Annotated in this window: 22 protein-coding genes and 3 pseudogenes; 3 read left to right on the top strand and 22 right to left on the bottom strand. The window is 67.0% G+C overall.

Features of this window, described 5'->3' with window-relative positions:
- Positions 1 to 164: 164 nt before the first annotated feature.
- From OHO27_RS18955 to OHO27_RS18970, 4 genes are all read right to left on the bottom strand, one after another.
- Positions 165 to 1,274 (bottom strand): MGDG synthase family glycosyltransferase, encoded by a 1,110-nt coding sequence (locus OHO27_RS18955; RefSeq protein WP_328425460.1) that lies wholly within the window; start codon positions 1,272 to 1,274, stop codon positions 165 to 167.
- A gap of 44 nt (positions 1,275 to 1,318) precedes the next feature.
- Complete coding sequence (locus OHO27_RS18960) at positions 1,319 to 1,897, bottom strand: hypothetical protein (RefSeq protein WP_328425462.1); 579 nt, start codon at positions 1,895 to 1,897, stop codon at positions 1,319 to 1,321.
- 357 nt (positions 1,898 to 2,254) lie between these two features.
- Positions 2,255 to 3,904, bottom strand: coding sequence for an ATP-binding protein (locus tag OHO27_RS18965; protein ID WP_328425464.1), 1,650 nt, complete (start codon positions 3,902 to 3,904; stop codon positions 2,255 to 2,257).
- Entirely contained in the window at positions 3,904 to 4,413 is a 510-nt protein-coding gene (locus OHO27_RS18970) for a hypothetical protein (protein WP_328425466.1), read from the bottom strand. Before OHO27_RS18970 ends, OHO27_RS18965 begins: the two co-directional genes overlap by 1 nt.
- 849 nt (positions 4,414 to 5,262) lie before the next feature.
- Between OHO27_RS18970 and OHO27_RS18975 the strand changes: the two genes are divergently transcribed.
- The 3 genes from OHO27_RS18975 to OHO27_RS18985 all read left to right on the top strand — a co-directional run bounded on the left by OHO27_RS18975 (position 5,263) and on the right by OHO27_RS18985 (position 7,944).
- Positions 5,263 to 5,814 (top strand): DUF7019 family protein, encoded by a 552-nt coding sequence (locus tag OHO27_RS18975; protein ID WP_328425468.1) that lies wholly within the window; start codon positions 5,263 to 5,265, stop codon positions 5,812 to 5,814.
- 840 nt (positions 5,815 to 6,654) lie between these two features.
- Positions 6,655 to 6,993 (top strand): ArsR/SmtB family transcription factor, encoded by a 339-nt coding sequence (locus OHO27_RS18980; RefSeq protein WP_328425470.1) that lies wholly within the window; start codon positions 6,655 to 6,657, stop codon positions 6,991 to 6,993.
- Positions 6,994 to 7,443: 450 nt separating this feature from the next.
- Positions 7,444 to 7,944: an SRPBCC family protein gene (locus tag OHO27_RS18985; protein ID WP_328425472.1), complete on the top strand. Its 501-nt coding sequence runs from the start codon at positions 7,444 to 7,446 to the stop codon at positions 7,942 to 7,944.
- Positions 7,945 to 8,212: 268 nt separating this feature from the next.
- Here OHO27_RS18985 and OHO27_RS18990 read toward each other — a convergent pair whose 3' ends face one another.
- The 18 genes and pseudogenes from OHO27_RS18990 to OHO27_RS19075 all read right to left on the bottom strand — a co-directional run bounded on the left by OHO27_RS18990 (position 8,213) and on the right by OHO27_RS19075 (position 21,897).
- On the bottom strand, positions 8,213 to 8,830 hold the full coding sequence (locus OHO27_RS18990) for a malonic semialdehyde reductase (RefSeq protein WP_328430481.1): 618 nt from the start codon (positions 8,828 to 8,830) through the stop codon (positions 8,213 to 8,215).
- Between the two features lie 151 nt (positions 8,831 to 8,981).
- Positions 8,982 to 9,139: pseudogene (locus tag OHO27_RS18995) on the bottom strand (FAD-dependent monooxygenase); the annotation flags it as partial.
- Positions 9,136 to 9,249 (bottom strand): annotated as a pseudogene (locus OHO27_RS19000) (fumarylacetoacetate hydrolase family protein); the annotation flags it as partial. The pseudogenes OHO27_RS18995 and OHO27_RS19000, both read right to left, overlap by 4 nt.
- Before the next feature lie 316 nt (positions 9,250 to 9,565).
- Positions 9,566 to 9,760, bottom strand: coding sequence for a hypothetical protein (locus tag OHO27_RS19005; protein ID WP_443059566.1), 195 nt, complete (start codon positions 9,758 to 9,760; stop codon positions 9,566 to 9,568).
- Positions 9,761 to 9,877: 117 nt separating this feature from the next.
- On the bottom strand, positions 9,878 to 11,389 hold the full coding sequence (locus OHO27_RS19010; RefSeq protein ID WP_328425474.1) for a peptide MFS transporter: 1,512 nt from the start codon (positions 11,387 to 11,389) through the stop codon (positions 9,878 to 9,880).
- Positions 11,390 to 11,395: 6 nt separating this feature from the next.
- On the bottom strand, positions 11,396 to 12,199 hold the full coding sequence (locus OHO27_RS19015; protein ID WP_328430483.1) for an SAM-dependent methyltransferase: 804 nt from the start codon (positions 12,197 to 12,199) through the stop codon (positions 11,396 to 11,398).
- A gap of 59 nt (positions 12,200 to 12,258) precedes the next feature.
- Positions 12,259 to 13,518, bottom strand: a complete 1,260-nt coding sequence (locus tag OHO27_RS19020; protein WP_328425476.1) for a cytochrome P450 family protein — start codon at positions 13,516 to 13,518, stop codon at positions 12,259 to 12,261.
- A gap of 2 nt (positions 13,519 to 13,520) precedes the next feature.
- Positions 13,521 to 13,865, bottom strand: a complete 345-nt coding sequence (locus tag OHO27_RS19025) for an antibiotic biosynthesis monooxygenase family protein (RefSeq protein ID WP_328425478.1) — start codon at positions 13,863 to 13,865, stop codon at positions 13,521 to 13,523.
- Positions 13,862 to 14,188: an antibiotic biosynthesis monooxygenase family protein gene (locus tag OHO27_RS19030; RefSeq protein WP_328425480.1), complete on the bottom strand. Its 327-nt coding sequence runs from the start codon at positions 14,186 to 14,188 to the stop codon at positions 13,862 to 13,864. The genes OHO27_RS19025 and OHO27_RS19030 overlap by 4 nt, the downstream gene beginning before the upstream one ends.
- Position 14,189: 1 nt before the next feature.
- Positions 14,190 to 14,939, bottom strand: a complete 750-nt coding sequence (locus OHO27_RS19035; RefSeq protein WP_328425482.1) for an SDR family NAD(P)-dependent oxidoreductase — start codon at positions 14,937 to 14,939, stop codon at positions 14,190 to 14,192.
- A gap of 28 nt (positions 14,940 to 14,967) precedes the next feature.
- On the bottom strand, positions 14,968 to 15,735 hold the full coding sequence (locus OHO27_RS19040; RefSeq protein WP_328430484.1) for an SDR family NAD(P)-dependent oxidoreductase: 768 nt from the start codon (positions 15,733 to 15,735) through the stop codon (positions 14,968 to 14,970).
- Positions 15,715 to 16,164 (bottom strand): annotated as a pseudogene (locus OHO27_RS19045) (SRPBCC family protein); the annotation flags it as partial. The gene OHO27_RS19040 and the pseudogene OHO27_RS19045, both read right to left, overlap by 21 nt.
- The gene (locus OHO27_RS19050; protein ID WP_328425484.1) at positions 16,164 to 16,427 is read right to left on the bottom strand and encodes an acyl carrier protein; all 264 of its coding nucleotides are present in this window, start codon (positions 16,425 to 16,427) and stop codon (positions 16,164 to 16,166) included. The gene OHO27_RS19050 and the pseudogene OHO27_RS19045, both read right to left, overlap by 1 nt.
- A gap of 38 nt (positions 16,428 to 16,465) precedes the next feature.
- On the bottom strand, positions 16,466 to 17,734 hold the full coding sequence (locus OHO27_RS19055) for a ketosynthase chain-length factor (protein ID WP_328425486.1): 1,269 nt from the start codon (positions 17,732 to 17,734) through the stop codon (positions 16,466 to 16,468).
- Positions 17,731 to 19,017: a beta-ketoacyl-[acyl-carrier-protein] synthase family protein gene (locus OHO27_RS19060; protein WP_328425488.1), complete on the bottom strand. Its 1,287-nt coding sequence runs from the start codon at positions 19,015 to 19,017 to the stop codon at positions 17,731 to 17,733. Before OHO27_RS19060 ends, OHO27_RS19055 begins: the two co-directional genes overlap by 4 nt.
- Positions 19,014 to 19,445 (bottom strand): cupin domain-containing protein, encoded by a 432-nt coding sequence (locus tag OHO27_RS19065; RefSeq protein ID WP_328425490.1) that lies wholly within the window; start codon positions 19,443 to 19,445, stop codon positions 19,014 to 19,016. Before OHO27_RS19065 ends, OHO27_RS19060 begins: the two co-directional genes overlap by 4 nt.
- A complete protein-coding gene (locus OHO27_RS19070; protein ID WP_328425492.1) occupies positions 19,442 to 19,813 on the bottom strand; it encodes a TcmI family type II polyketide cyclase in 372 nt (123 codons plus the stop codon). The genes OHO27_RS19065 and OHO27_RS19070 overlap by 4 nt, the downstream gene beginning before the upstream one ends.
- 161 nt (positions 19,814 to 19,974) lie before the next feature.
- Entirely contained in the window at positions 19,975 to 21,897 is a 1,923-nt protein-coding gene (locus OHO27_RS19075) for an AfsR/SARP family transcriptional regulator (protein ID WP_328425494.1), read from the bottom strand.
- Between the last annotated feature and the right edge of the window lie 256 nt (positions 21,898 to 22,153).

The raw sequence follows: 22,153 nt of genomic DNA on the forward strand, positions 1-22,153 counted from the left end.
CGCTCCAGCCCGGCCGGCGCCCGTGCCGCGCTCACAGCAATCAGCCGCCTGATGCCAGCGAAGGGGTACGTCGTAGCTGGGGCGGTCGGCTCGGCGGAGCCAGAAACAGCGAAACAATAGATGCAGTAGGCAACATCTCGACGAACCAGCTGCGCACGTTAAAATCAAGCCAACCTTACATGTTCAATAATCCACTTTGCGATATACCTTGCCCCGAGCACTGCTTCGGCAGGGGGATTCAACTGTCTGCTCACCTTTGTGAGGTCAAGCAAGTCGTGCGGAGAATTTAGGCTTTCGGGCACTTGGATTCCGACTCCAAGGGATCGCGCCAGCGCGATGTTTCCACGCTCCTGGCGGCCGACTTCTTCGGTGAGGAGAATGGGCCGACCAGCGGCAGCCGACTCCATGATTGTCGATGGCCCCGCTTTCCCAATGATAATATCCGACGCGATCATATAGTCCCATGCGTTTTCAACGAAAGACATCACGGTGACCGAATCTCCGCTGAGCCTCTTCAGCCTTTGCTTCAGGCGGCGATTCTCGCCCGTGAGAACAATGAGCTGCATTCTATCGTCACGGGCCAGCAAGTGTTGAACAATCGAGTGCAGTTGACCAGCCCCGTTGCCTCCACTCGAAATCAGGACCACCAAAGAATTCTCCTCGAGTCCAAGTTTTGTTCGAAGTTCGGAAATCTTGGCCCTTGGATGGGGTTTTAGAAATTCGGACCGAACCGGGAATCCTGACACTTCGACGCGGCCGGTCGGCATCCCCGCATCAATCAGTTTATCCTTTATCCCAGAAGTTGGCGCGAAACAAAGATCTACACTAGGGCACGCCCAAGACCGGTGAGGAGACACTGGATCACAGACCATACTAAGGAGAATGAAATCTGCAGATTCCTCCATCCGGGCCATGGATATTGCGTCACTGACGTAAAGGGGATGAGCCGAGATTACAACATCGGGCTGGATGCTCTCCAGATAACCGGTCAGCCGTCTTCGTACTATCCTCGAAAGCATCCAAGACATGCACCTGTTGGCCAGAGCGTTGTCAGAGGCGACAAACAAGGCGTCGTAGAGCCAGAGCGCATGGGAAGTGAGCCATGCGTAAATGCGAGGTGCATGCTTCAGTATCGGTACATTCAACTCAGTAAAGAAATCGACTACCTGACACTCCGCCCGGCCATTCGTCTGGATAGCCAACTCTTGACTGATGGCCTCCGCTACGCTCCGGTGTCCGGCCCCTGTATCCGAGATGAACATAAGAACCTTCATCGGTTCTCCTTAAGGTATAGCACCCAGTCAATCTGGAGTCGGGGCTACTCTGCGTCCTCATGAGGCATTCGCAAGTATATCCTGCTCGTATAAACGGCTGCACCTATCACCCATACCAACGCAAGAGTTGCAAGTGCGTAAGCCGCCCAGTCGATCCATGACATGTGGCCACTGGGGTGGTGCCAATAAGCTCCCAGCAGGAACACATTCGTCAAGATCGTTACGCCGTATTTCGCACTCGCCATGGACAGGGTGAAGAAGTTGCCGATCCCCGCATGTTGCTGCGCGCTCGCCCGGTAGGCGTTCCACCCCCAAGGTCGATAACTGCCGTTCTTCATGATTGAGGAGGCATCGACACGGAGCCTTTCGTGAATATAGGAAGAAATGTGCGCGATATTCATCTCGTGGTCTAATGCCATAAGGATGAATGTGCTGAGAACGAGGCTGAAGAGCGGATAGATGTGCCACAGACTCGCCGCTGCCTGCGCAAAAGAGGATGGTTGAGACGCTTTAATGACTGCGACAAACGCGACGATCAGGGCAATCGTAAAGTTCGTGATGTCCTGCTGCTTCTCAATGCGGGCAGTTAGTTCCGCTCTTAGGGCTCGATACTCCTCAGTCAAAGGCTCAATGGAGGGAGCATCCAGGGATTCAGGGTCGGTGGTTCGTTGTCGACTTCTCCAAGCATTAAGCATTGCCAATGACCTCACTCGGAATGGCGCTGGTCTTTGCACACCGGATCACGTGGCGCAGAGCGGCTGACGTTGTCAGTGCGTACATGGACGTCCTCAGGCTGGCGATGCGCTCTATGCGGGGCAAGCCGTACAGCAGCGGAGTCATGGTGGCCACGGGTGACCGTTCGGAGTCGCTAGAACAGGGAGGATGACCTCAGCGACCTAACCGCGCATAGGCCCGTAGTTCGCATCAAGGGACGCATGGTCGGGCGACGGCTTGACTCGGTCATTGAGACTCCGCCGGCCTCACGCTGCATTCAGCCCCGCATGCCGTCCAAGTGTTTCCAGATCGAGCACAGGCGATCGTCGCAACTCGTCGCGAAATAGAGTGCTCTTCAATTTCTTTAGGGTCTTGGCCTTGCCACTCAACCTGAACGTCCATTTTCCGTCCTCAAGGTCAAGGACGCGCAACCCACGCTTCAGGCGCACGTCCGAATACTGACTCAGGTCGAGAATGTAGGATTCGTACTTTACTCCCTGGCGGTGCTGGTCCGAGAGCGTAGCCTGAATTAGGTGCGCGAACCTGAGATCAACAAGGCGTGCGAGAGTCTCGTAGGCCGGATGTGATTTTTGAGCGACATCGACTCGGAAATAGGTGTACCCCTCTCCCCGAACGTACGACGAAAGGTATTCGAGAGCCGATGTCAAAGAATCGGCACTGTCGGGAGAAACATCCTGCTCCAGATCCCTCAACTTACCTCGTGCAGCCTTGCCAGCAGCATCCGCGACGTCTTCCTGGCCGATCTCCCGAGCATTTGTGCGAGATCGAGCCGCCACGATTGAAGAGGCGAAAAGGTTCAAGTAGTCCCTGGGTACGCCGCCCGATCCTAGAATCAATCTCCCCAGGGCCGCATTACGAGTGATACTTGAGGGTTTAGTGATTCCCACGGTCTCCGTGTAGTTCGTAAGCACGGACTCCAGGAAATTCTGCGTGGCTTCGGGATCCTCCAAAGTCACGTCGAGATCAATCTTCGATGCGTCATGTGGAATCTCAATACCAATATGCGAGGATGGCTCGAACGGCCGCGTCAAGCGTTCAATGCTAGCAACCTTCAGCCATCCATCGCAGTCACGCAGCATGCCGGCAAGATAGTCAAGTAGATACGGTTGTGAAGAAATCGGAAAAAGGTAGAAGTCATCAACGTACAGATACAGGCGAACGATCCCCGCCCGCAGAACCGTCCGCAATGCCCTATTCAAATCAGCAATGGTTTCGCCGAGCGCTAGATCCCCTCCAGCGACTCGGAGGGATGACACTTTCTCGCCGAGATCCTTCAAACGAGCAAAAGAATCTCCCTGAGAAGTGCCCGCGTGCTGAATCAGGGAGGTCAGAACGGTTTCCGCTACCATCAGGAAAGCGGTCGAAGGATCCATTAGCCGCAGAGTGTGGGCATTCATCCAAGTTGTTACATGCCCGTCCCTCTCGGCGAGACGCTTAGCCTCAAGAAGGAGCGCCGTTTTCCCTACACCACGCCGACCGTAAACGAGATGATGACGTGACGCGCCAATAGCTGCGAGACTTGCCCTGGGATCCTCCATGTACTTGAGGCTGGGAAGTGCATCAGAAGTACGTGACCTGGCTTCCAGCAGTTGGATCAGCTGGTCAACTTTTGAAGAAGCTAGGACGCCCTGCGATGTGGCAACCCGAGGAATTTCAACATCGGTACGATGGGGTCTAAAAGTGACGGCGAGAGACTCATTTTCCGTATCATGGACGGAATTTAGTTCCTGCTCAATAGTCCCAGCCAGGCTCTGTGCTGCAGCTATCGAATTTTCGTCGACCCAAACAAGGAACCACCGCTCGCCCGGAAATGACCTCTCCTCCACGCGCACGATAGAGATGTCTGCGTCGTTAAGCACCCGAGCGATACGTGATTCGTAATCGCTTGCCGACATCAGATATATCCGTTCGTTAGGGCGAAGGATTCGCACATTTGGAGAAAGTTGGCTGCCGTTGCCGAAAGTGCGCGAGCATCGTTCTCCCAATCGGACTCTTTGATTGGGTAAATGTCATAATCAGCCTGATTGCGCAGTAGGCGGGCGTCTACGAGTTGAGTCTCACGCACGACCGGGTTATCGATATTCGCCGGGAGATTGCGCGGCAATATATTATGGCGCTCGTGATCGTCGCCTTTGGTTTCCGCGAAAGCAACGGCACGCGCAGCTTGATACATTGCGTAGTAGAACCGACTGATAGCCGATCTGTATTGAGTCGCGAAAAGAAGAGCATCGCCAGCCCTGAGGTGTCCACCTGCTAAAAGCAGGCGATCCGAGACGACCTGTTGCAGCAATTGAGCCGTGGGGAATGGGTACTTGCTACCACCTGCTGGAAGTGCAGATATCGCCGCACTCTTACTGGTAGAAATATGCAATAGCATTTGATCGGCAAGCGTGACTGTTGGCATGTAATCTGCGCTACCCCCCTGCGTACCCCTCGCCAGTGCCACAAGGCTAGTGGGCCCCGGTGCGCCACACTACCCACTAGGCGAGCCCTGGGTTATCTACCGAGGCCGGGTGAGCCGCCCTGGAGGACAGGAACCCATACGGCCTTGAGCTTGGGCTTCTTCTTCGGTTTCGTGTCCACGCCTGCGATGTCCCACAGCTTGATCTGTTGCCGTGCTGCATCCCGACTCTGCAGGCCACGGGCCACACTGGCTGCTTCCTCGGCACGCCGGCGCTTCTGGCTTTCACGGCGCTCCTGCAGTGCCTTCCTCTGCGCCCGCCGCCGATCGCGTGTGACACTCACATCGATGCTTGAACCCAGAGCGTTCCTGTACGCCTCTCCGTACAACTTCTCACGCCTAGAAGATGGTTCTGGCATGCACTCACCCCCAGGGGCCAGTGTCCCGAAACACCACCATAAGCACTAGAGGTACATCTGTTCTCCTTTCACAGCGTGGCCACCACGAGCGATGACCTGGTGCTGGCCAGCGATCCCCGTTCAGACGTGCCAGGTGCGTGCCAGATCCTGCGGAGAACCACGGGGAACACCGGTCAGCGTTTCAGCGGTAGCCCAAGCACTGTCGGTGCTCCCCCGCAGGTCAGCCCAACAACCGCCCCCAGATCACCTGGACTTCCCAAGCTCAGAGCTTCGACTGCCGGAGCCGTGAGCAGGATCCCAGAGCCCGCCCCACGCTGTGGTCACACTGTCAGGTGCAAGTGAAAGGCGAACTCACCGTCAGCGCAACGGCGGTGATGAGACTGTGAGTGCACCGGGCACAGTGCGCGGGTGGAGATCAAAGGAAGGTCTTGCGGTGAGTGGAGACGATGCCGGTAGCTACCTGTACTGGTCGGATCGCCGCGTCGACGACATCGCATCCGACAACGGCATCAGCTGGGAAGGTCGGCTGAACTGGACTCTCAAGGCTTCCGCGCAGGGCATCGGGGCAGAGGTTGGCAACCGAGAGCGGGCCGGTCTCACCCGTCGCGAGAAGGCACGCAAGATTGAGAAGGCGATCGGGAAGCAGGCGGTCTCCTCTTTCAGCACACTGCCTCCCGCTCGCTTCGCTAAAGGGCTCGGCCAAGTCCAAATCGCGCGATTCATCGGTGGGCCGGAGCAAGACAAGGGGGCAATGCTCCATATCAGGACAAGTAGCATCGAAGGTCGCCAAGTCGACCTGATTCTCTTCGGTAGCCTGGACAACTTCCCTGGTCACCCATTTCGGCCCGCAGACGCCCCTGTGGCTGGCTGGTCTTCCTCTGCTTGGTATGCCATTGCGGAGCTGCTGGAGAGCCGAGGTACCGGAACACGTCGCAGTGGGACGATGCAGAGTCACTATCCGTCGAAGCGCTGCACATCGCTTTGAATCAAGGGAGCGAGTCTCCTGGAACTGATCAGGAACCTTGGACCCGTGGACTCACCCTCGCGCACGCTCACGACTGTGAGTGGTTCGCTCAGATCTACACCGATGTGGAGTTGGCCCAGAGCCGCTGGGACTTCCGCGACAACAGGCAGGGTGCGGACCGCATTCTGATCGGAGCTCCTGTCTGGGTGCGCACTGCGAGCCCAGCTTCAGTGACTCGATACGCCGAGCTACGGCGCGCGCCGGGCAGACGTCCTCGCAGACTGCTGTCTCTTCGTGGAAACCGTCGTCAGAGCACCAGCTGACCATCTCAGTGTGATCGACCGTTGGCTGTAGCCCGTCAGCCCTGCACCACTGTTGCACCAGATCGAGCGGGGAACAGCGGAGAATCACAGTGAAAGCAGCCGAGCCCAAAGAGACCACACGGCACCAAACGCACAGGTCAGCGCGCCAACGGGCTCCAGATAGACGCAGCTTCCCAAGCTGAGAGCGCGAGTTCGATTCTCGTCACCCGCTCCAGAGAGAAACCCCAGGTCAGTGGCCTGGGGTTGTTTGCTGTCTAGACCAATTTGAGGGCTCCGCGCCCTCCGTATGCCTTAAGTCGAGGCCAACCGCCCACAAGAGGCCCTGCGAGTGCCAAGTTCGGCGCCGCGCGGCCGGAGTGTCTCGAATCGTAAGACGCATTTTCGGTGATCTGGGCCCCATAGCCAGCAGATAGCGAGCAAGTCGCGTACGCAAAGGGCGACTTGGTGAAGGGTCCCGGCGCGCCCCAGCGCCCCGCCGGACCAGCACCCAAGAAAGTCCACACTTCCCTGGATTCAGGATTCCCTGCACCTTGAGGGTGTGCTGGCTCTCGCCCCTGACATCGAGGTCCTGGTCCGGTTCGGCCGCGCGTTCGCCGACCCCATCCGCTGCCGCATCCTGCTCGAACTCCGCAAGACCCCGGCCTACCCCGCGGACCTCGCCGACGCGCTCGGCGTCTCCCGGACCAGGCTGTCGAACCATTTGGCAGCCTGCCTTCGGGACTGCGGCCTCGTCGTCACCGTGCCCGACGGACGACGCACTCGATACGAGCTGGCCGACGAACGCCTCGGCCGCGCCCTGGACAACCTGCGCACCGCCGTGGTCGCAGTCGAAGCGGACAGGACGTGCGCCGACGCCGCGGAGAAGGGCTGCTGCTGATGGCCTCCGAGACACCCGGGATATCAATATCCCTCGGCCCGTCCCCGGCCCGGGGTCGAGGAACATCGGAACGAAAACCGGCGCTAGCCCTCGCGGGCGCCGGAATTGGCCGCCGGTGGCGAACCGGAGCACGTCGCGGCCGCAGTCGAGGCCACCACCAACTTCTACGCACCCGCCCCGGCCTGACATTCCTACTGCGGTGGGCTGACCGGCGCCCTCGGCGCTCGCACCCACGATGAGAATTACGAATCGCCAGGCGAAGAACCGCCCCCCACACTGCGTAAGCTCATCAATGCGTACCGAGATTGCACAGTGAACGCATCCACTGGTGCCCAACCGCAGGTCACACGTCTGCCCTTTACTTTACGGACACAGAATGCAGTGCCATCAGCCGAGGAGCACGACGAGCAGTACAAAAGCACGTTGTCCCACACCTGAAGGAAAAGAGTGATGCGCCCCATGAAATACACCGACTCCATCGAGATCGCCCTGCCGCGGGAGAAGGTGGTCCAGCTGCTCGCCGACCCGGCACACCTGCCGAAATGGCTGCGCGGCCTGGTGCTGCACGAGCCGCTGAGTGGGGAGCACGGGCAGCTCGGCACCAAGTCGCGGGTCGTGATGCAGATGGGCCAGCGGAAGATCGAGTGCACCGAGACCATCACACGCCGGGAACCGGCAGACCTGCACGAGATCCCGGAAACGAGCGTCGTTCACTTCGACCGCGAGATCGTCGGCGAGGGCATGTGGAGCGCCGTGCGCGACCGGCTGACCGAAGCCGGCCCGGAAACGACGCTCTGGGAGAGCGAGAACGAATACCGGTTCAGCGGCTTCCTGATGAAGCTGGTGGGACTTCTGATGCCCGGCGCCTTCCGCAAGCAGTCGCAACAGCACATGCAGGACTTCAAGGCGTTCGCCGAGCAGGGAAAGGACGTCCGCGAAGCGACGGACTGATCTGCCGTAACTGGTCAGGCGTCTGACGGCGTGGCGTGTTGATCTTCCCTTCGTTCGTGGATGACCGCTGGGGCAGGCTCCACCAGCGCTGCGGCGCGCGAAACGCTCAGCAGCCGTCCAGGCATCCGTCCGGAGTGGCCGGCGATCCGGGCCGCGCTCACCCGGCCGGGCCGGCCGCTGAAGCTCAGCCTGCCCGTCGGCACCAGGGCACCGGCACTCAGGAGAGCACCGGCGCCCAAGGCGTGACCCTTCGGCGGCAGCGGCGCTGTCAGGCCCAGGCGATGGCGTCCTCGACGGGCACGCGAGGCAGGCGCGGGAACCACGGGTTGTCACCGGGGTGACCGATGTTGACGACCAGGTGCGAGCGCCAGCTGGTGTCGGCGAAGAACTCCTTGTCCACGCCGGCCCGGTCGAAGCCCGCCATCGGACCGGCCGCAAGCCCGGCCGCGCGGACCGCGAGCAGGAAGACCCCGGTCTGCAGGGCCGAGTTGTAGGCGGCGATGCCCTCGCGCTTCTCGGTCTGCTCGGCGAACGCCGCGCGCAGCATCTGACCGCGGGCCGGAAAGACCGTCGGCATCTGCTCGTGGAAGTCGGCGTCGTAGGCCAGCACGGCCACGACCGGCGCACTGAGCGTCTTGGCCCTGTTGCCGTCGTCCAGGTGCCGGACCAGGCGCTCCTTGCCCTCGCGGCTGCGTACGAAGAGCACGCGAAGAGGCTGTCCGTTGGCGGCGCTCGGCGACCAGCGGGCGAGTTCCCAGATCATGGCGAGTTCGTCCTCGCCAACGGGTCGCGGCGCGAACGTGTTTGCGGTGCGGGCGTCGGTGAACAGCAGCTTGCGCCCGGTGTCGTCGAGGACGTTGAGGGCCTGCGGTTCGCGGTCGGTGATGCTCACGGTTTCTCTCTTACTTCGATGTGCGGATGGTGTGCTGCCGGGGCGGGGTCTCCGCCCCGGCACCACTCGGCGGGACAGGGTTTGCGGCACTGGGCGTGGAGCTGAATCCCTGTGCTGCCACTGGGCCTGTGGGCCCCAGTGGTCCCTGGTCGGCCACCACCACGGCGCGCGGCAGGGGTAGACGTCCCGGTGACGTTCCAGGACGAGGCTGGGCACTCCATACCTGGCGAGCAGGAGGGCGGCCATGACTCCCACGGGTCCCGCGCCGATGATCACCACCGGCGTCCGGGATGCGGCGCTCATCCGGCGTCTGCCACGGCGGTTCGCTGCTCGCCCAGGTCGATCCGCCCGTCCGGGGTGGTGATCGTGGCGGTGATGAGGTCACCGCCGCGCAGGTAGTGGGGGTTCTTGGCCCCACCCGGCATAGTTCAACGCGACCGCGACGACCTGTCGCGGCCGCGGACCCGGCCCAGGAGCGGAACTCGGCCCAGCGTTCGAAGACTGCCTGCGGATCCGAGGTGAACAGCCCGTTGCTTGCCTTCTCCACGTCGACGGCGCCGTCAGGGAGACGAGCACCAGGCGGCTGTTGAGCGTGGCTGTGCGCATGGCACAACACCTCCATGAGAAAAGGGGGATGAGGGAAAGAAGGGGGGCGTGAGAGGGGGATCAGCCAGGCGGGCGTGGATCGCTGCTTTGGCTACGTGGTGGGCGTGTGGGCCGGCCTCGGCGTCAGGCGTCGGCCCGGCGCCAGCGCAGGCGCAACAGGGACTCATCGGGCCCGGCAGCTGTCAGCTCCAGCCCTGCCTGGTTGAGCCGGACATCGCGTACGAGGGCCGTCCCCGTCCACGGTGTGTGGTGACTGGCCTGAAGACGGTGCACGACCGGCCCGTCCGCCTCGCGCTCCCAGCGTCCGGCATACGTCACGGTCCCGCTGGCCGTCTCCTCGAAGGGAGACGCGACCGGAGCATCATGAGTTGCTGTGTCGTTCGAGCCGCTCAGGGGGCTCCATCAGCCTGGGCGCCCCACCATGGGCCTGTGAGCTCAGCTGTTGCTGGGGTCGGCCGGTCGGCCGAGCAGTCGGCGTAGCTGCGGGGTGCCGAGTGCGACCGCTGCGCCGACCACCAGTACGAAGGCCCCGACCAGCAGGAAGTAGGCCGCCGGCGACAGTACGGCGGTCAGCCGGAACAGCTGGCCTCCCACCACCACACCCACGGCACCGAACATGCCGTTCACCGCGAGCAGACGGCTGGTGCTGCCGGGCGGCGCGACCGTGGCGGCCAGCGCCAGACCGGCCGGGGCGAGTGCGATCTCGCCGCAGGAGTAGAGCAGGTAGACCAGCAGCAACCATTGCGGGCCGACCGGGCCGTGCTCGGCGAGCCGGGCCGCGACGGCCATCAGCAGAAAGCTGAGACCGGCTGCGATCAGCGCGCCCGCGAACTTGACGGGTACGTCGACGCGCGGCCCGGCACGCAGCCAGAGCCGGGCGAAGAGCGGGGCGACCAGCAGGACGAAGAGCGGGTGCACGGACTGGAACCAACTGGCGGGGACCTCGAAGCCGAGCAGATCCCGGTCGGTGTGCCGCTCGGCGAAGAGGCTGAGCACCGAGCCGCTCTGCGCGAAGATCATCCAGAACGCGGCGGAGGCGGCCATCAGCGCGGTGAATCCGGCGAGCCGGCGTTTGGGGCCCGCTCCCAGTGCGTGGGTCCGGCGCAGTGAACGCAGGTACCAGAAGGGGAGGGTGACCGTGGTCAGGCCGAGGACGGCGAGCACCGCGGGGAGAGGCAGCAGCCCGCACGCCGCCGGCACCACCAGGAGCGCGCCCACCGTCCCAGTGGCCCAGGCGGCACGCCGGAGCATCGCGGCGGCCTCGGGGCGGGGCACCGGGCGGGGCGGACGCGCGCCCACGTCGCCGTACCGGCGCCGGCCGAGGGCGAACTGGATCAGCCCGGCCGTCATGCCGAAGGCGGCCGCCGCGAAACCGAGGTGCCAGGCGACGCGCTCCGCCAGCAGCCCGGTGACTACGGGGGCGATGAGCGCGCTGATCTGGATGCACATGTAGAAGAGCGAGAAGGCCGCCTCGCGGCGGCCCTGCCCGTCCCCGCTGACCCCCGCGACCATGGCCGCCATGGCCGGCTTGACCAGGCCTGTTCCCGCGACGACCAGCAGCAGCCCGGCATAGAGCGTGCCCGTCACCGGAACCGCGAGCACCGCGTGACCGCAGGTGATAAGCACACCGCCGAGCAGCACGGCCCGGCGCGCGCCCAGCACCCGGTCGGCGAGCCAGCCGCCCGGCAGGCCGGCCATGAAGGTGAGCGACATGTACGCCGCGAAGATCGCGGTGGCCGACTGCGGCGCCATGCCCATGCCGCCACGAGCCTCGGAAGCGGTCAGGTAGAGGACCAGGATCGCCGCCATGCCGAAGAAGCTGAACCGCTCCCACAGGTCGACCGCGAGCAGGGTGCCGAAGCCGGGCCTGCGGCCGTTCCCTGCCCGTACCTCTGCGGCAGGGGCGGTCGTCGGCGATGCGTCCGATGGGGTCAGGGAGGTGTCCACCGGAAGTCACCCGGCCGGTTTGAGCGCCACTCCGGCCAGCATCGCGAGCCCCGGGTCGGGGGTCTCGGCCGGTTCGGGACGCCACAGCGGGGCACGGACCACGCCGGGTTCCACCAGCTCGAAGCCCTCGAACAGCGCGGTGAGTTCCCGGTTGTCGCGCCAGATCACCTGGCTCACCGCGCCCCGGTACTGCTCGGCCGCCTCCGGCGCCGCCCTCGGCACCTCCTCCGCGCCGGCGTGCGAGATCACCAGGGCGCTGCCGGGTGCCAGCCGCTCGGTGTACCGGCGTACCAGGGAGGGCGGATCGTCGCCGTCCGGGACGAAGTGCAGTACGGCGGCGAGGATCAGCGCGACCGGACGGCCGAAGTCGATCAGCTGACGGGTGTCCTCCGCGTCCAGGATCTCCTGGGACTTGTACAGGTCGCCCTGGAAGACGGCCGCTCTGGGTTCATCGGCGAGCAGCGCCCGGCCGTGTGCGACGGCCACCGGGTCGATGTCGACGTAGACGACCTTGCTGTCCGGGTGGGCGGCGAGGGCCACGTCGTGCACGTTGCCCTCGGCCGGAATGCCGGAGCCGATGTCGAGGAACTGCCGTATGCCGAGCGCGGACAACTCGCGTACCGCGCGGCGCAGGAAGGCTCGGTTGGCCTTGAGGGTGGCAGGCAGGTCGGGGTTGCCGGCCGCGACCTTGCGGGCGAGTTCCCGGTCCACCGGGAAGTTGTGGGTGCCGCCGATCCAGTGGTCGTAGACCCGGGCGATGCTCGGGGTGTCGATGTCGACCTCAGGCGGGGCCCAGGCGGGGCGTTCCAGTTCGGTGTCCTGACGTTCCACGGGTGTCTCCTCCAGTAGGGGCGGGGCGGGGTCGGCGGTCACGCCGTGAACACCGGGAGCTCTTCGAGGCCGCGCATCATCAGGCTGCTGCGCCAGCGCAGTTGGTCCGCGTCCACGGCGAGCCGCAGTGCGGGAAAGCGCGCGAGGAGGCGGCTGAGGACGATCCGCCCCTCCAGCCGGGCGAGCGGGGCGCCCAGGCAGTGGTGGATGCCGTGGCCGAAGGCGACCGAGGCGGTGTGGGCGCGGGTGATGTCCAGTTGGTCCGGGGAGGGATAGCGGGCCGGGTCGCGGCCGGCGGCGCCGAGCGAGATGGTCACGAACTCGCCCTCGGGGATGACCACGGAACCGACCTCGACGGGCTCGGTGGTGAACCGCCAGGTGGCGTTGGTGACCGGACCGTCGTGGCGGAGGAACTCCTCGACGGCCGCGGGCCACAGCGACTCGTCCGCCGCGAGCTGCCGGCGCACCTCGGGGTGGGTGAGCAGTCCCAGGGTGCCGTTGCCGATGAGGTTGACCGTGGTCTCGTGGCCGGCCACCAGCAGCAGGAACGCCATGGAGATCAGCTCGTCTGACGACAGCTGGTCGCCGGCGTCCTGGGCGTGCACCAGATCGGTGAGCATGTCGTCGGCCGGTTGGGCCCGCTTCGCCTCGATCAGCGCCTTCAGGTACGCGATCATCGACGCGCTGGCCTCGCGCACCTCGTCGGTGCCCGCGCCCGAGACGAGCAGGTTGGACCAGCGGCGGAAGGCGGCCCGGTCGTCCGGGGGCACGCCGAGCAGCCAGCAGATGACGGTGAACGGCACCGGGAAGGCCAGTGCCTCCATGAGGTCCAGCCGCTCGTGCCGGGCCATGGCGTCCAGCAGTTCGTCGGTGAGCTCGGTGATACGCGGCCGCAGGGACTCGACCCGGCGCGCGGTGAACGCCCGGCCGACGAGCCGGCGCAGCCGGGTGTGGTCCGGCGGGTCGCTGTCCAGCATGTGCACGCTGAGGACATGCGGGAACTGGCTGCGCTCCCCCGACTCCGCGAGGAACTCCCGCTGTTTGTCGGGATCGGCGAAGTTCCGCGGGATGAGGTCCCGGCCGACCCGCATGTCCTTGCTCAGCCGGGGGTCGGCGAGCAGCGCCCTGGCGTGCTCGTATCCGGTGACCAGCCAGGTGCGCAGGCCGTTCGGTGTCGTCACGGGCACGGCGGGCGCGGTCCGCCGCAGGTCGGCCAGTGCCTCGTGCGGGTTCTGGTGGAAGGCTGGGGTGAACAGGTCGATCGGCGGGGCGGTCCGCCGGGCTTCGGTGCGTGCCATCGTCAGACTCCTTCCGTGACGTCGGCGGCGGCCCGGTCCCCCGCGTAGCGGGCGAGCTCCCGGTAGATCTCGAAGGGCCGGTCCCGGCCGGTGTCGCGCAGCGGCCGCAGCGGGGCGGTCTGGTCCTTGTGGGCGGCGCCGCTCTCCCATGCGGTGAACGCCTCCCAGTCCGACCAGCGGCTGACCACCACGTAGGAGCGCGGGTCGCCGAGGGCGTGCAGCAGTTTGTTGCCGAGCAGGCCGGCGGTGCCCGCCATCCGGCGGCTGGCCTCGTGGTAGGCGGGCAGTACCCGGTCCGGGTCGTCGCTCAGGTGGTAGAGCACCACCTCGATGGCACCGCCGGTCACGATGCGGCGCCGGACAGGGCGGCGACCACCTGCATGGTCGTCATGGAGCCGCCGGAGCGGTACGGGTGCAGCTTCTGACGGTGTTCCAGATGCCGGTCGCTGGTCTCGAACTCGCGGAACAGCGGCTCGTTCATCCAGTCGCTGACGATGTAGTAGACGCCGTCCTCCTCGGTGCTGCGGGACAGCCACTGGCCGAGGTTGGCGGGGTGGGTGGTGACCGAGTCGCCGACCTCGAGCCACACCTTCTCGAAGTCGGTCTCCATGCCGGGCTTGATCTGCATCCGCAGCATGACCCGGAAGACCTTCTCGGCGGGTCCGGGCATGTCAGATCCCCCCGTCGACGTTGAGGGTCTCACCGGTGATGTACGCGGCGGCGTCGGAGAGCAGGAACAGCACCGGGCCCGCGAGTTCCTCGACGGTGCCGAGGCGGGCGAGCGCTGTCTTGCGGGAGTAGGTGGCCCGCAGTCCGTCGGCGCGGTCGGCGGGCATGGTGGCGAAGGCCTCGGTCTCGATGACGCCGGGGGCGACCACGTTGACCCTGATGCCCTGCGGGCCGAGTTCCTTGGCGAGTGAGCGGGTCAGCCCGATCATGGCGGCCTTGGCGGCGGTGTAGTGGGCACGCAGCGGGATGCCCGCGGCGGCTCCGCGCGAGCCGATGTTGACCACCGAGGAGCCGCCGCCGAGCAGCGGCAGCGCCTGCTGGATGATCCGGTAGGCGGCCGTGAGGTTGGTGTCGAGGATCCGCGCCCACTCGTCGGCGGGCAGGTCCGCGAACGGGATGTGGCTGATCACGCCCGCGTTGTTGACGATCCCGTCGAGCCGTCCGTAGCGGTCCTTGGCCTCGCCGACGAGGCGGTCGACCTCGGCGGTGTCGCCGACGTCCGCGCGGATCACGTGGTGGTCGCCGGCCGTCTCCTTCAGCGCGGCGGTCAGGCTGTCGACGGCCTCGCTCTCCTGCCGGTAGCAGGTGAGGACGTCGGCGCCGGCTTGGGCAGCGGCGAGGACGATGCCCCGCCCGATGCCGCGGCTGCCGCCGGTGACGAGGAGTTTCCTGCCGTGCAGTGCGAGTTCCATGGGATTCCCTCCGTGGCTGGGCCGCGGCTCAGACGCAGCCGTCGACGTGGATGTTCTGGCCGGTCACGTAGCCGGCGTGGTCACTGATGAGGAACAGCACGGCCTGGGCGATGTCGTCGACGGTGCCGAGCCGGCCGAGCGCGGTGAAGGAGGCGAAGGTGCCGCGTTGCCGCTCGGCCTCTTCGGCGGGCAGTTCGTCGAGCGCCTCGGTGGCGATACGGCCGGGCGAGACCGTGTTGACGCGGATGCCGCGCGGTCCGAGCTCCCGGGCCAGCGAGCGGGTCATGCCGACCAGCGCGGACTTGACGGCGGTGTAGTGGACGCCGCCGGCCATGCCGATGAAGGCGACCGTGGAGCCGATGTTGACCACCGAGGAGCCGGCGGACAGCAGCGGCAGGGTGCGCTGGGTGACCAGGTGGGTGGCGGTGAGGTTGCCCTGGAGGGTGGCGGCCCACTCGGCGGGTCCGAGGTCGGCGTACGGCTGGGGGCGGAAGGTGGCGGCGTTGTTGACGACGGCGTCGAGTCCGCCGAGGCTCGCCTCGCACGCGGCGGCCAGCCGGTCCACGTCCGCCTCTTCGGCGGCGTCGGCCCGCAGCACCTGGTGCTTGCCGGGAGTGCCGGCCAGTTCCTCCTCCAGAGTGGCGACGACCGGGCCCGGGGTGCGGTAGCAGGTGACGACGTCGGCCCCGGCCCGGGCCGCGGCAAGGACGATGCCCCGCCCGATGCCGCGGCTGCCGCCGGTCACCAGGACGCGCGTGCCCTGGAGTTGCCGGCCGGCCCGGGCCGCGGTCTCCACCTTGGCCTTGATCAGCCGCATCTGGACCGCGGTGTTGCGGTTGAGCCTGGCGGTCATCCCGGCGTCGTCGATCGGGGCGTCGGGCTTCATCTCGAAGTCCTGGATCCAGCGCATCCGTACGCCGCCGGGCACCTCCTCGTACTCCCAGCGGATGTTCATGTACGCGAAGGGGCCGGTCTCGACCCGGCGGGCCGCGACGGTGCGGGTGGCCGGGTCGGGGGTGCGCTCGGACACCCAGCTCCAGACCGTGCCGTTCTCGTCCGGGTGCAGGGCGAGGCGGAAGGTGACGGTGTCGCCGTCCCGGCCGAGGATCTCGGCTGAGGCGTACTCGTTGAACAGCCGCGGCCAGGCGGCCACGTCGTTGGTCATCGTCCACACCAGGTCCATCGGTGCCTCGACGACGATCGCGTTGTCGGTGTGTCCTGCCATCAGACTCGGGCCTCCGTGAGCCGGGCTTGGACATAGGAGAGGGTCTCGAGCGGGGTCTGGGTGTGCGCCAGGTCGCCGTCGGGAATCTGGATGCCGTACTCGCGCTCGATGCGGTTGACGAGTTCCAGCAGGGCCAGGGAGTCGTAGCCGAGGTCGACGAACGCGGTGCCGGCGAAGTGCTCACCGTCCAGGTCGGTCTGCTCGTCGACGCCGGCGCTCGCGCGCAGGATCCGCCGGATGTCGTCGAGGGTGAACTCCGCCATGGGGAGCCGCCTTTCGTACGTCGTGGGTGGTGGGCCGGTCACTTGGTGCGGGCGTCGCGGTCGCCGGCGCCGAGGACCAGGGCGGAGGTGAAGCCGCCGTGGCCGCGGGCCAGGACCAGGGCGGTGCGCGGGTCGGTCTGGCGGGGGCGGTCGAGGACGAGGTCGATCTCGCAGCCGGGGGCCGTCCGGCCGAGCCCCGCGGTGTGCGGGACGACACCGGCGCTCAGGGCGAGCAGCGCGGTCGCCACGTCCAGCGCGGCGCCGCCCGCGTACAGGCGCCCGGTGAGGGTCTTCGGCGCGGTCACCGGTACGCCGCCGGGGCCGAAGACCTCGGTGATGGCGCGGGCCTCGGCGAGGTCCTCGGCGGGCGTGCCGGAGGCGTCGGCGAAGACCACGTCGATGTCACCCGGGGCGAGCCCGGCGTCGGCGAGGGCCCGCCGGACGACGGACACCAGCACGGAGTGCCGCGCGGTGGTGCCGTCCGCCGTGGGGTCGAACCCGGCTGCGTAGCCCCGCAGTTCGCCGTACGCCGGGACCCCGCGGGCGCGTGCCGCCTCGGCGTTCTCGACGACAAGGATGGCGCCGCCCTCGCCCGGGACGAAGCCGGACGCGGCCGCGTCGAAGGGCAGGTAGGCGCGGGCGGGATCGTCCTCGGTGGACAGTCGCCCGGTGGACAGCTGCGCCACCAGGCCGTACGGGCACAGCGAGGCGTCGGTGCCGCCGCTGAGCACGAGCCGGGAGCCGGTGTCCAGCAGCCGCCGGGACTGGCCGAGGGCGTCGAGGCCGCCGGCCTGCTCACCGCAGATGACCCCGCAGGGGCCGCGCATGCCGTGCCGGATGGAGACCTGGCCGGTGGTGGCCGCGTAGAACCAGGCGATGGACTGGTAGGCGCCGACCCAGGAGGAGCCCTTCTGGTAGAGGTTCTCCATCTCGTGCTGTCCGAACTCGGTGCCGCCCGAGGAACTGGCGGTCACCACCGCCATCTCGTACTCCGGCAGGGTCGCCGGGTCGGCGGCGGCGTCCGCGAGGGCGTCCTCGGCGGCGGCCAGCGCGAAGTGGGTGAAGCGGTCGGTCTGCGGGACGAGCCGTCCCGGCACCTGTTCACCGGCGCGGAATCCGGGGACCTCGCCCGCCACTTGGACGGGGTAGCCGGTCGGGTCGAAGCGGGTGATCCGGCCGAGGCCGCTCTTGCCCGCGAGCACCGACTCCCAGTGCCGGGCGGCGCCGATCCCGGTGGGCGCGACCACGCCGAGCCCGGTGACCACGGACCGGCCGCGGCGGCCGGGGCGTATGCCGGAGGCGCTCATGCCGCCTCCCCGTAGCCAGGCGCGGGCCGGCCCAGGACCATCGCCGTCTGGAAGCCGCCGAATCCGCTGCCCACACTGAGCACCCGGTCCATACGGTGCTCACGAGCCGTCACCGGCACATAGTCGAGGTCGCACTCGGGGTCGGGCGTGGACAGGTTGGCCGTCGGCGGTACGACCTGGTGGCGCAGGGCCAGGGCGCAGGCGGCGATCTCCAGGGAGCCGATGGCGCCGAGCGAGTGCCCGATCATCGACTTGATGGAGCTGACCGGCACCTCGTAGGCCCGCTGTCCGAGACTGCGCTTGAACGCGGCGGTCTCGTGCCGGTCGTTCTGCTTGGTGCCGGAGCCGTGCGCGTTGATGTAGTCGATGGCGCCGGGGTCGAGCCGTGCCCGGTCCATCGCGACCCGGACGGCCTCGGCCATCTCCCGGCCGTCGGGCTTGAGTCCGGTCATGTGGAAGGCGTTGCTGCGGCCGGCGAAACCGAGGATCTCGGCGTACACGGTGGCGCCGCGGCGCCTGGCCGACTCCAGCTCCTCGATCACCATGACGGCGGAGCCCTCGCCCAGGACGAAGCCGTCGCGCTGTCCGTCGAAGGGCCGGGAGGCGTGCTCGGGGTCGTCGTTGTTGGCGGTGGTGGCCTTGATTGCGTCGAAGCAGGCGGAAGTGATCGGCGACAGCGGGGCGTCGGTGGCGCCGGCGAGCACGATGTCGGCCGTGCCCTCCTCGATCAGCTGGACGCCGTGTCCGATGGCGTCCAGTCCCGAGGTGCAGCCGGTGGAGATCAGCGCGACCGGCCCCTCGGCGCCGGCCTGCCGGGCCACCTCGACGGCGAGGGTGCTGGGCACCATGTAGCCGTACAGGTGGGGAACGCCGTAGCTGTGGTCGACCAGCCAGTCGCGGCCGCCGTCGGAGAGGACGGCGTACTCCTCCTCCAGGCCCATGGTGCAGCCGACGGCGCTGCCGATGCTCACGGCGACCCGTTCCGGGTCGGCGCCGGGCAGTTCGACGCCGCTGTCCGCGACGGCCTCGCGGGCGGCGACGACCGCGAACTGGCCGGCCCGGTCCATCCGGCGGACCTCCTGCGGGGTGAGTCCGGCGGCGAGCGGGTCGAAGTCGCACTCGGCGGCGACCTGGGAGCGGAACCCGGCCGGGTCGAACAGGCTGATGCGGCGGGTGGCGGTGCGGCCGGCGGTGAGCAGGTCCCAGTAGGCGTCCCGGCCGATCCCGCCGGGCGCGACGGCGCCCACCCCGGTGATCACCGCGCGTCGGTGCGGCGCTGTCATCGGGCCGCTCCCACGTCGGGGTTGCCCGCGGACGCGTCGAGCGGCTGTTCCGTGTCGACGTGGCCCAGTTCGGGGCGCGGCGCGAGCGGGGAGAGGTGGAAGACCGCCTCGGCCGGCACGGACCCGGTGTTGACCAGGCGGTGACGCACCCCGATGGGCACCAGCAGCGAGTCGCCGGGGCCGAGTTCGACCGGGGTTCCGCCGTCCAGCGTCATCTCCAGCCGTCCCTGGATCACATGCAGGAACTCCTCGGAGTACGGGTGGTAGTGCTCGGTGACGTGGTGGCCAGGGGCCAGTCGCAGCACTCCGCCGAAGCCGGAGGTGCAGCCCACGGTCTTCGGGCTGAGGGTGACGCGGATGTCGCCGCCGCGCTTGGTGTTGGCGGCGACCTCGTTCGCGCAGACCTTGGTGGTGGCGGGGGCGCTCATCGGGCACCGCCCAGGTTCGCCGAGCGCGGAGCGCTGGTCTGCGGGCCCTGCTGGGGCGTCCAGGAGTAGAAGGGGACGGCCATGGCGTCCTTGGGCTCGCGCCAATTGGGGTCGTAGGGCGAGATGAACTGGCCGAGCCGGGTGTTGATCTCCTCGTAGAGCGGGTGGCTGCGCGCCTTGTACAGGTTCGGCGCGATGTCCTGTTCGGCCTCCACCAGATGGAAGTACAGGTTGTGGAACGCGAACAGCGTCCGCCTCGACACCCCCACCAGATGCGGCAGTTCGGTGCTGTCCGAATCGGCGAAGACCTGCGCGACGCCCTCGGCGTCGGCGAGGTCCATCCTCGCCACGATCAGCGTTCGGTGCACGATGTCCTCCCGGCTTGTCGGTTCTGTGTTCACCCTGGTCGGCGGAGGTCGAGACGCTCTCGAGGGCGCCTGGAGAACCGCTGACGGCCTCGGTGCGGCGGGCAGGAGACAGCACAACGGCCCGCCGCACGTGGGGTGCGGCGGGCCGTGGAAAGGTCGTGCTACCGGCGGACGTCGGCCTTCATCAGGGTGACGCCGGCAGAGCTGCCGCCGACGGCACCGCCCCCGGCCGACCGCCCGTTCGGTACGCAGCCCATCGAGGTGCCCCGCAGCAGGAGGATCAGGGCCTGCCGGGTGAGTCGGGGCACGGAGTACAGCAGCTCGCCGTCCGATGTCAGGTGTTCCTGGACGAGGTGGACGTCGACGAGGTAATCGAGGAGCGTCTCGGCGTCACCGATGCCGGGACCCAGCCGTGCCACCACCTCGGTGAGGCTCCAGTGGGGGCGCTCACGCTGGAGCAGCAGGTGCAGCAACTGCTGGGAGCGGGCTGGTAGATGCCGGTGACTGGCGGCCACCGTGGTCATCAACGACTGAGTTCCGGCAGGGAGTTCGAGCAGCATCCGGTGGTTGCCGCGCAGTCGTAACGCCAGCCGGGCCGCGGACCAGCCGGGCCGGGCGGTGAGCCGGCCGGCCACCGCCCTGATCGCCAGCGGGAGTCCCTCGCAGATCCCTATCAGCTCCTGCACCGCCGTGGGGTCCTCCTGCCGCGAGCGCTCCCCGGCGACCCGGTCGTAGAGCTGGAGGGACTCCTCGGGGGACAGGGCGGGGAGAACGATCTTGCGGCCGGTGGAGAGGCTGTCCGCCCGGTAGCGGTTGGTGGCGATCACCGCGCAGCCGGAGCCGCCGGGCAGGACGGCACGGATCTGGGAGGCGGTGAGCGCGTCGTCGACCACGACCAGCACCCGGCGGTCGGCGGTCCAGGTGCGGAAGAGCCGGCTGAGCTCGTCGAGCCCGGCGGGCTGTGTCCGGCGCTGGATGCCGCAGGCGGTGAGACAGGCCGACAGCACGTCGACGAGTTGTTGGGAGCCCTCGCCGACGGCGGACAGGTCGATGAAGAGCTGTCCATCGGGAAAGCGCGGGCGCAGTCGGTGCGCGGCACGCACGGCGAACGCGCTCTTGCCGACGCCGGGCGGGCCGTGCACCTCCACGATCCGCATTCCGGTGCTGGGCCGGTCGGCACCCAGGAACGTCTCCAGCTGGTCGAGTTCCCGTTCCCGTCCGACGAAGTCGCCCACGTCGGCGGGGAGCTGGGCCGGGCCCGGCACGGGTCGGCGGACGCCGGGCCCGGTTTCGGTCTTGACCGGGGCCGGCCCCCTGAGGTGGCCGCGGTCCGCGAGCACCTCCTGGTGGAGCCGCTGCAGCTGCGCCGAGGGTTCCAGTCCGAGTTCCTCGACGAGATGGCTGCGCAGGGTCCGGAAGGTGTTGAGGGCGTCCGGGCGGCGGCCGCAGCGGTGCAGGGCCCGCATCAGCTGTCCGGCGAACGCCTCGTGGGTGGGGTGGGCACGGAAGGCTTCGGACAGCTCGTCCAGCACGGCGTGGTGACGGCCGAGTTCGAGCTCCAGGGAGAAGCGTTGCTCCTGGACGCTCTTACGGCGTTCCTCCAGCTGGGTCGACCAGGCCGACAGCCGCCGTCCGGTGCTGACGTCGACCAGGGCTCCGCCGTGCCACAGGGAAAGAGCCGACTTGAGGGTGCGGGCCGCCGCCTCCTCCCCCGCGCCGGTGCGGAGCTGGGCCATGCCCTGTTCGGTGAGCTGGTCGAAGCGGTAGGCGTCCACCGACTGCTTGTCGTCCAGGCGCAGTTCGTACCCGCCCACTCGGGTCAGGATGGCGGGGCAGCCGCGCGGTGGGCGGGATCCGAAAGGCGCGCCGTGCTGTTCGGTGGCCAACAGCAGCCTGCGGCGCAGTTGATAAATGTAGGTTTGCAAGGTGGTCAGCGCGCTGAGCGGTGGGTGGTCCTCCCACAGCTCCTCGCACAGCTGGTCCACGCTGACCAGCGAGTTGGCATTGAGCACCAGCAGGGCCAGCACTTGACGCAGCTTGGGGGCCGACGGTGTGACGTCCTCCCCGTTCCTGCGTATTCGCATAGAGCCCAGCAGACCGATCTCTATCACTGAATTCCCCCTGAGTGTGCCGCCATTGTGGGCTGGCGGCCATCGTCTGTTCACCTTCCTGCGTCATTTATTTCGAAGCGAAACATTCTCTACGGGCGAGTCTCCAAAAATTGCCTCGCCTTTGCCCGGGAAGGCGATTTCACCGGAAGAGAAGTTGAATCCAGAAAAAACCCCGCGACCACCGGTTGTGGCATATCGAGTTCCACTCCGGTCGAATGCCGCATCGCCT

The organism is Streptomyces sp. NBC_00443, assembly GCF_036014175.1.
Taxonomy (GTDB): Bacteria; Actinomycetota; Actinomycetes; order Streptomycetales; family Streptomycetaceae; genus Streptomyces.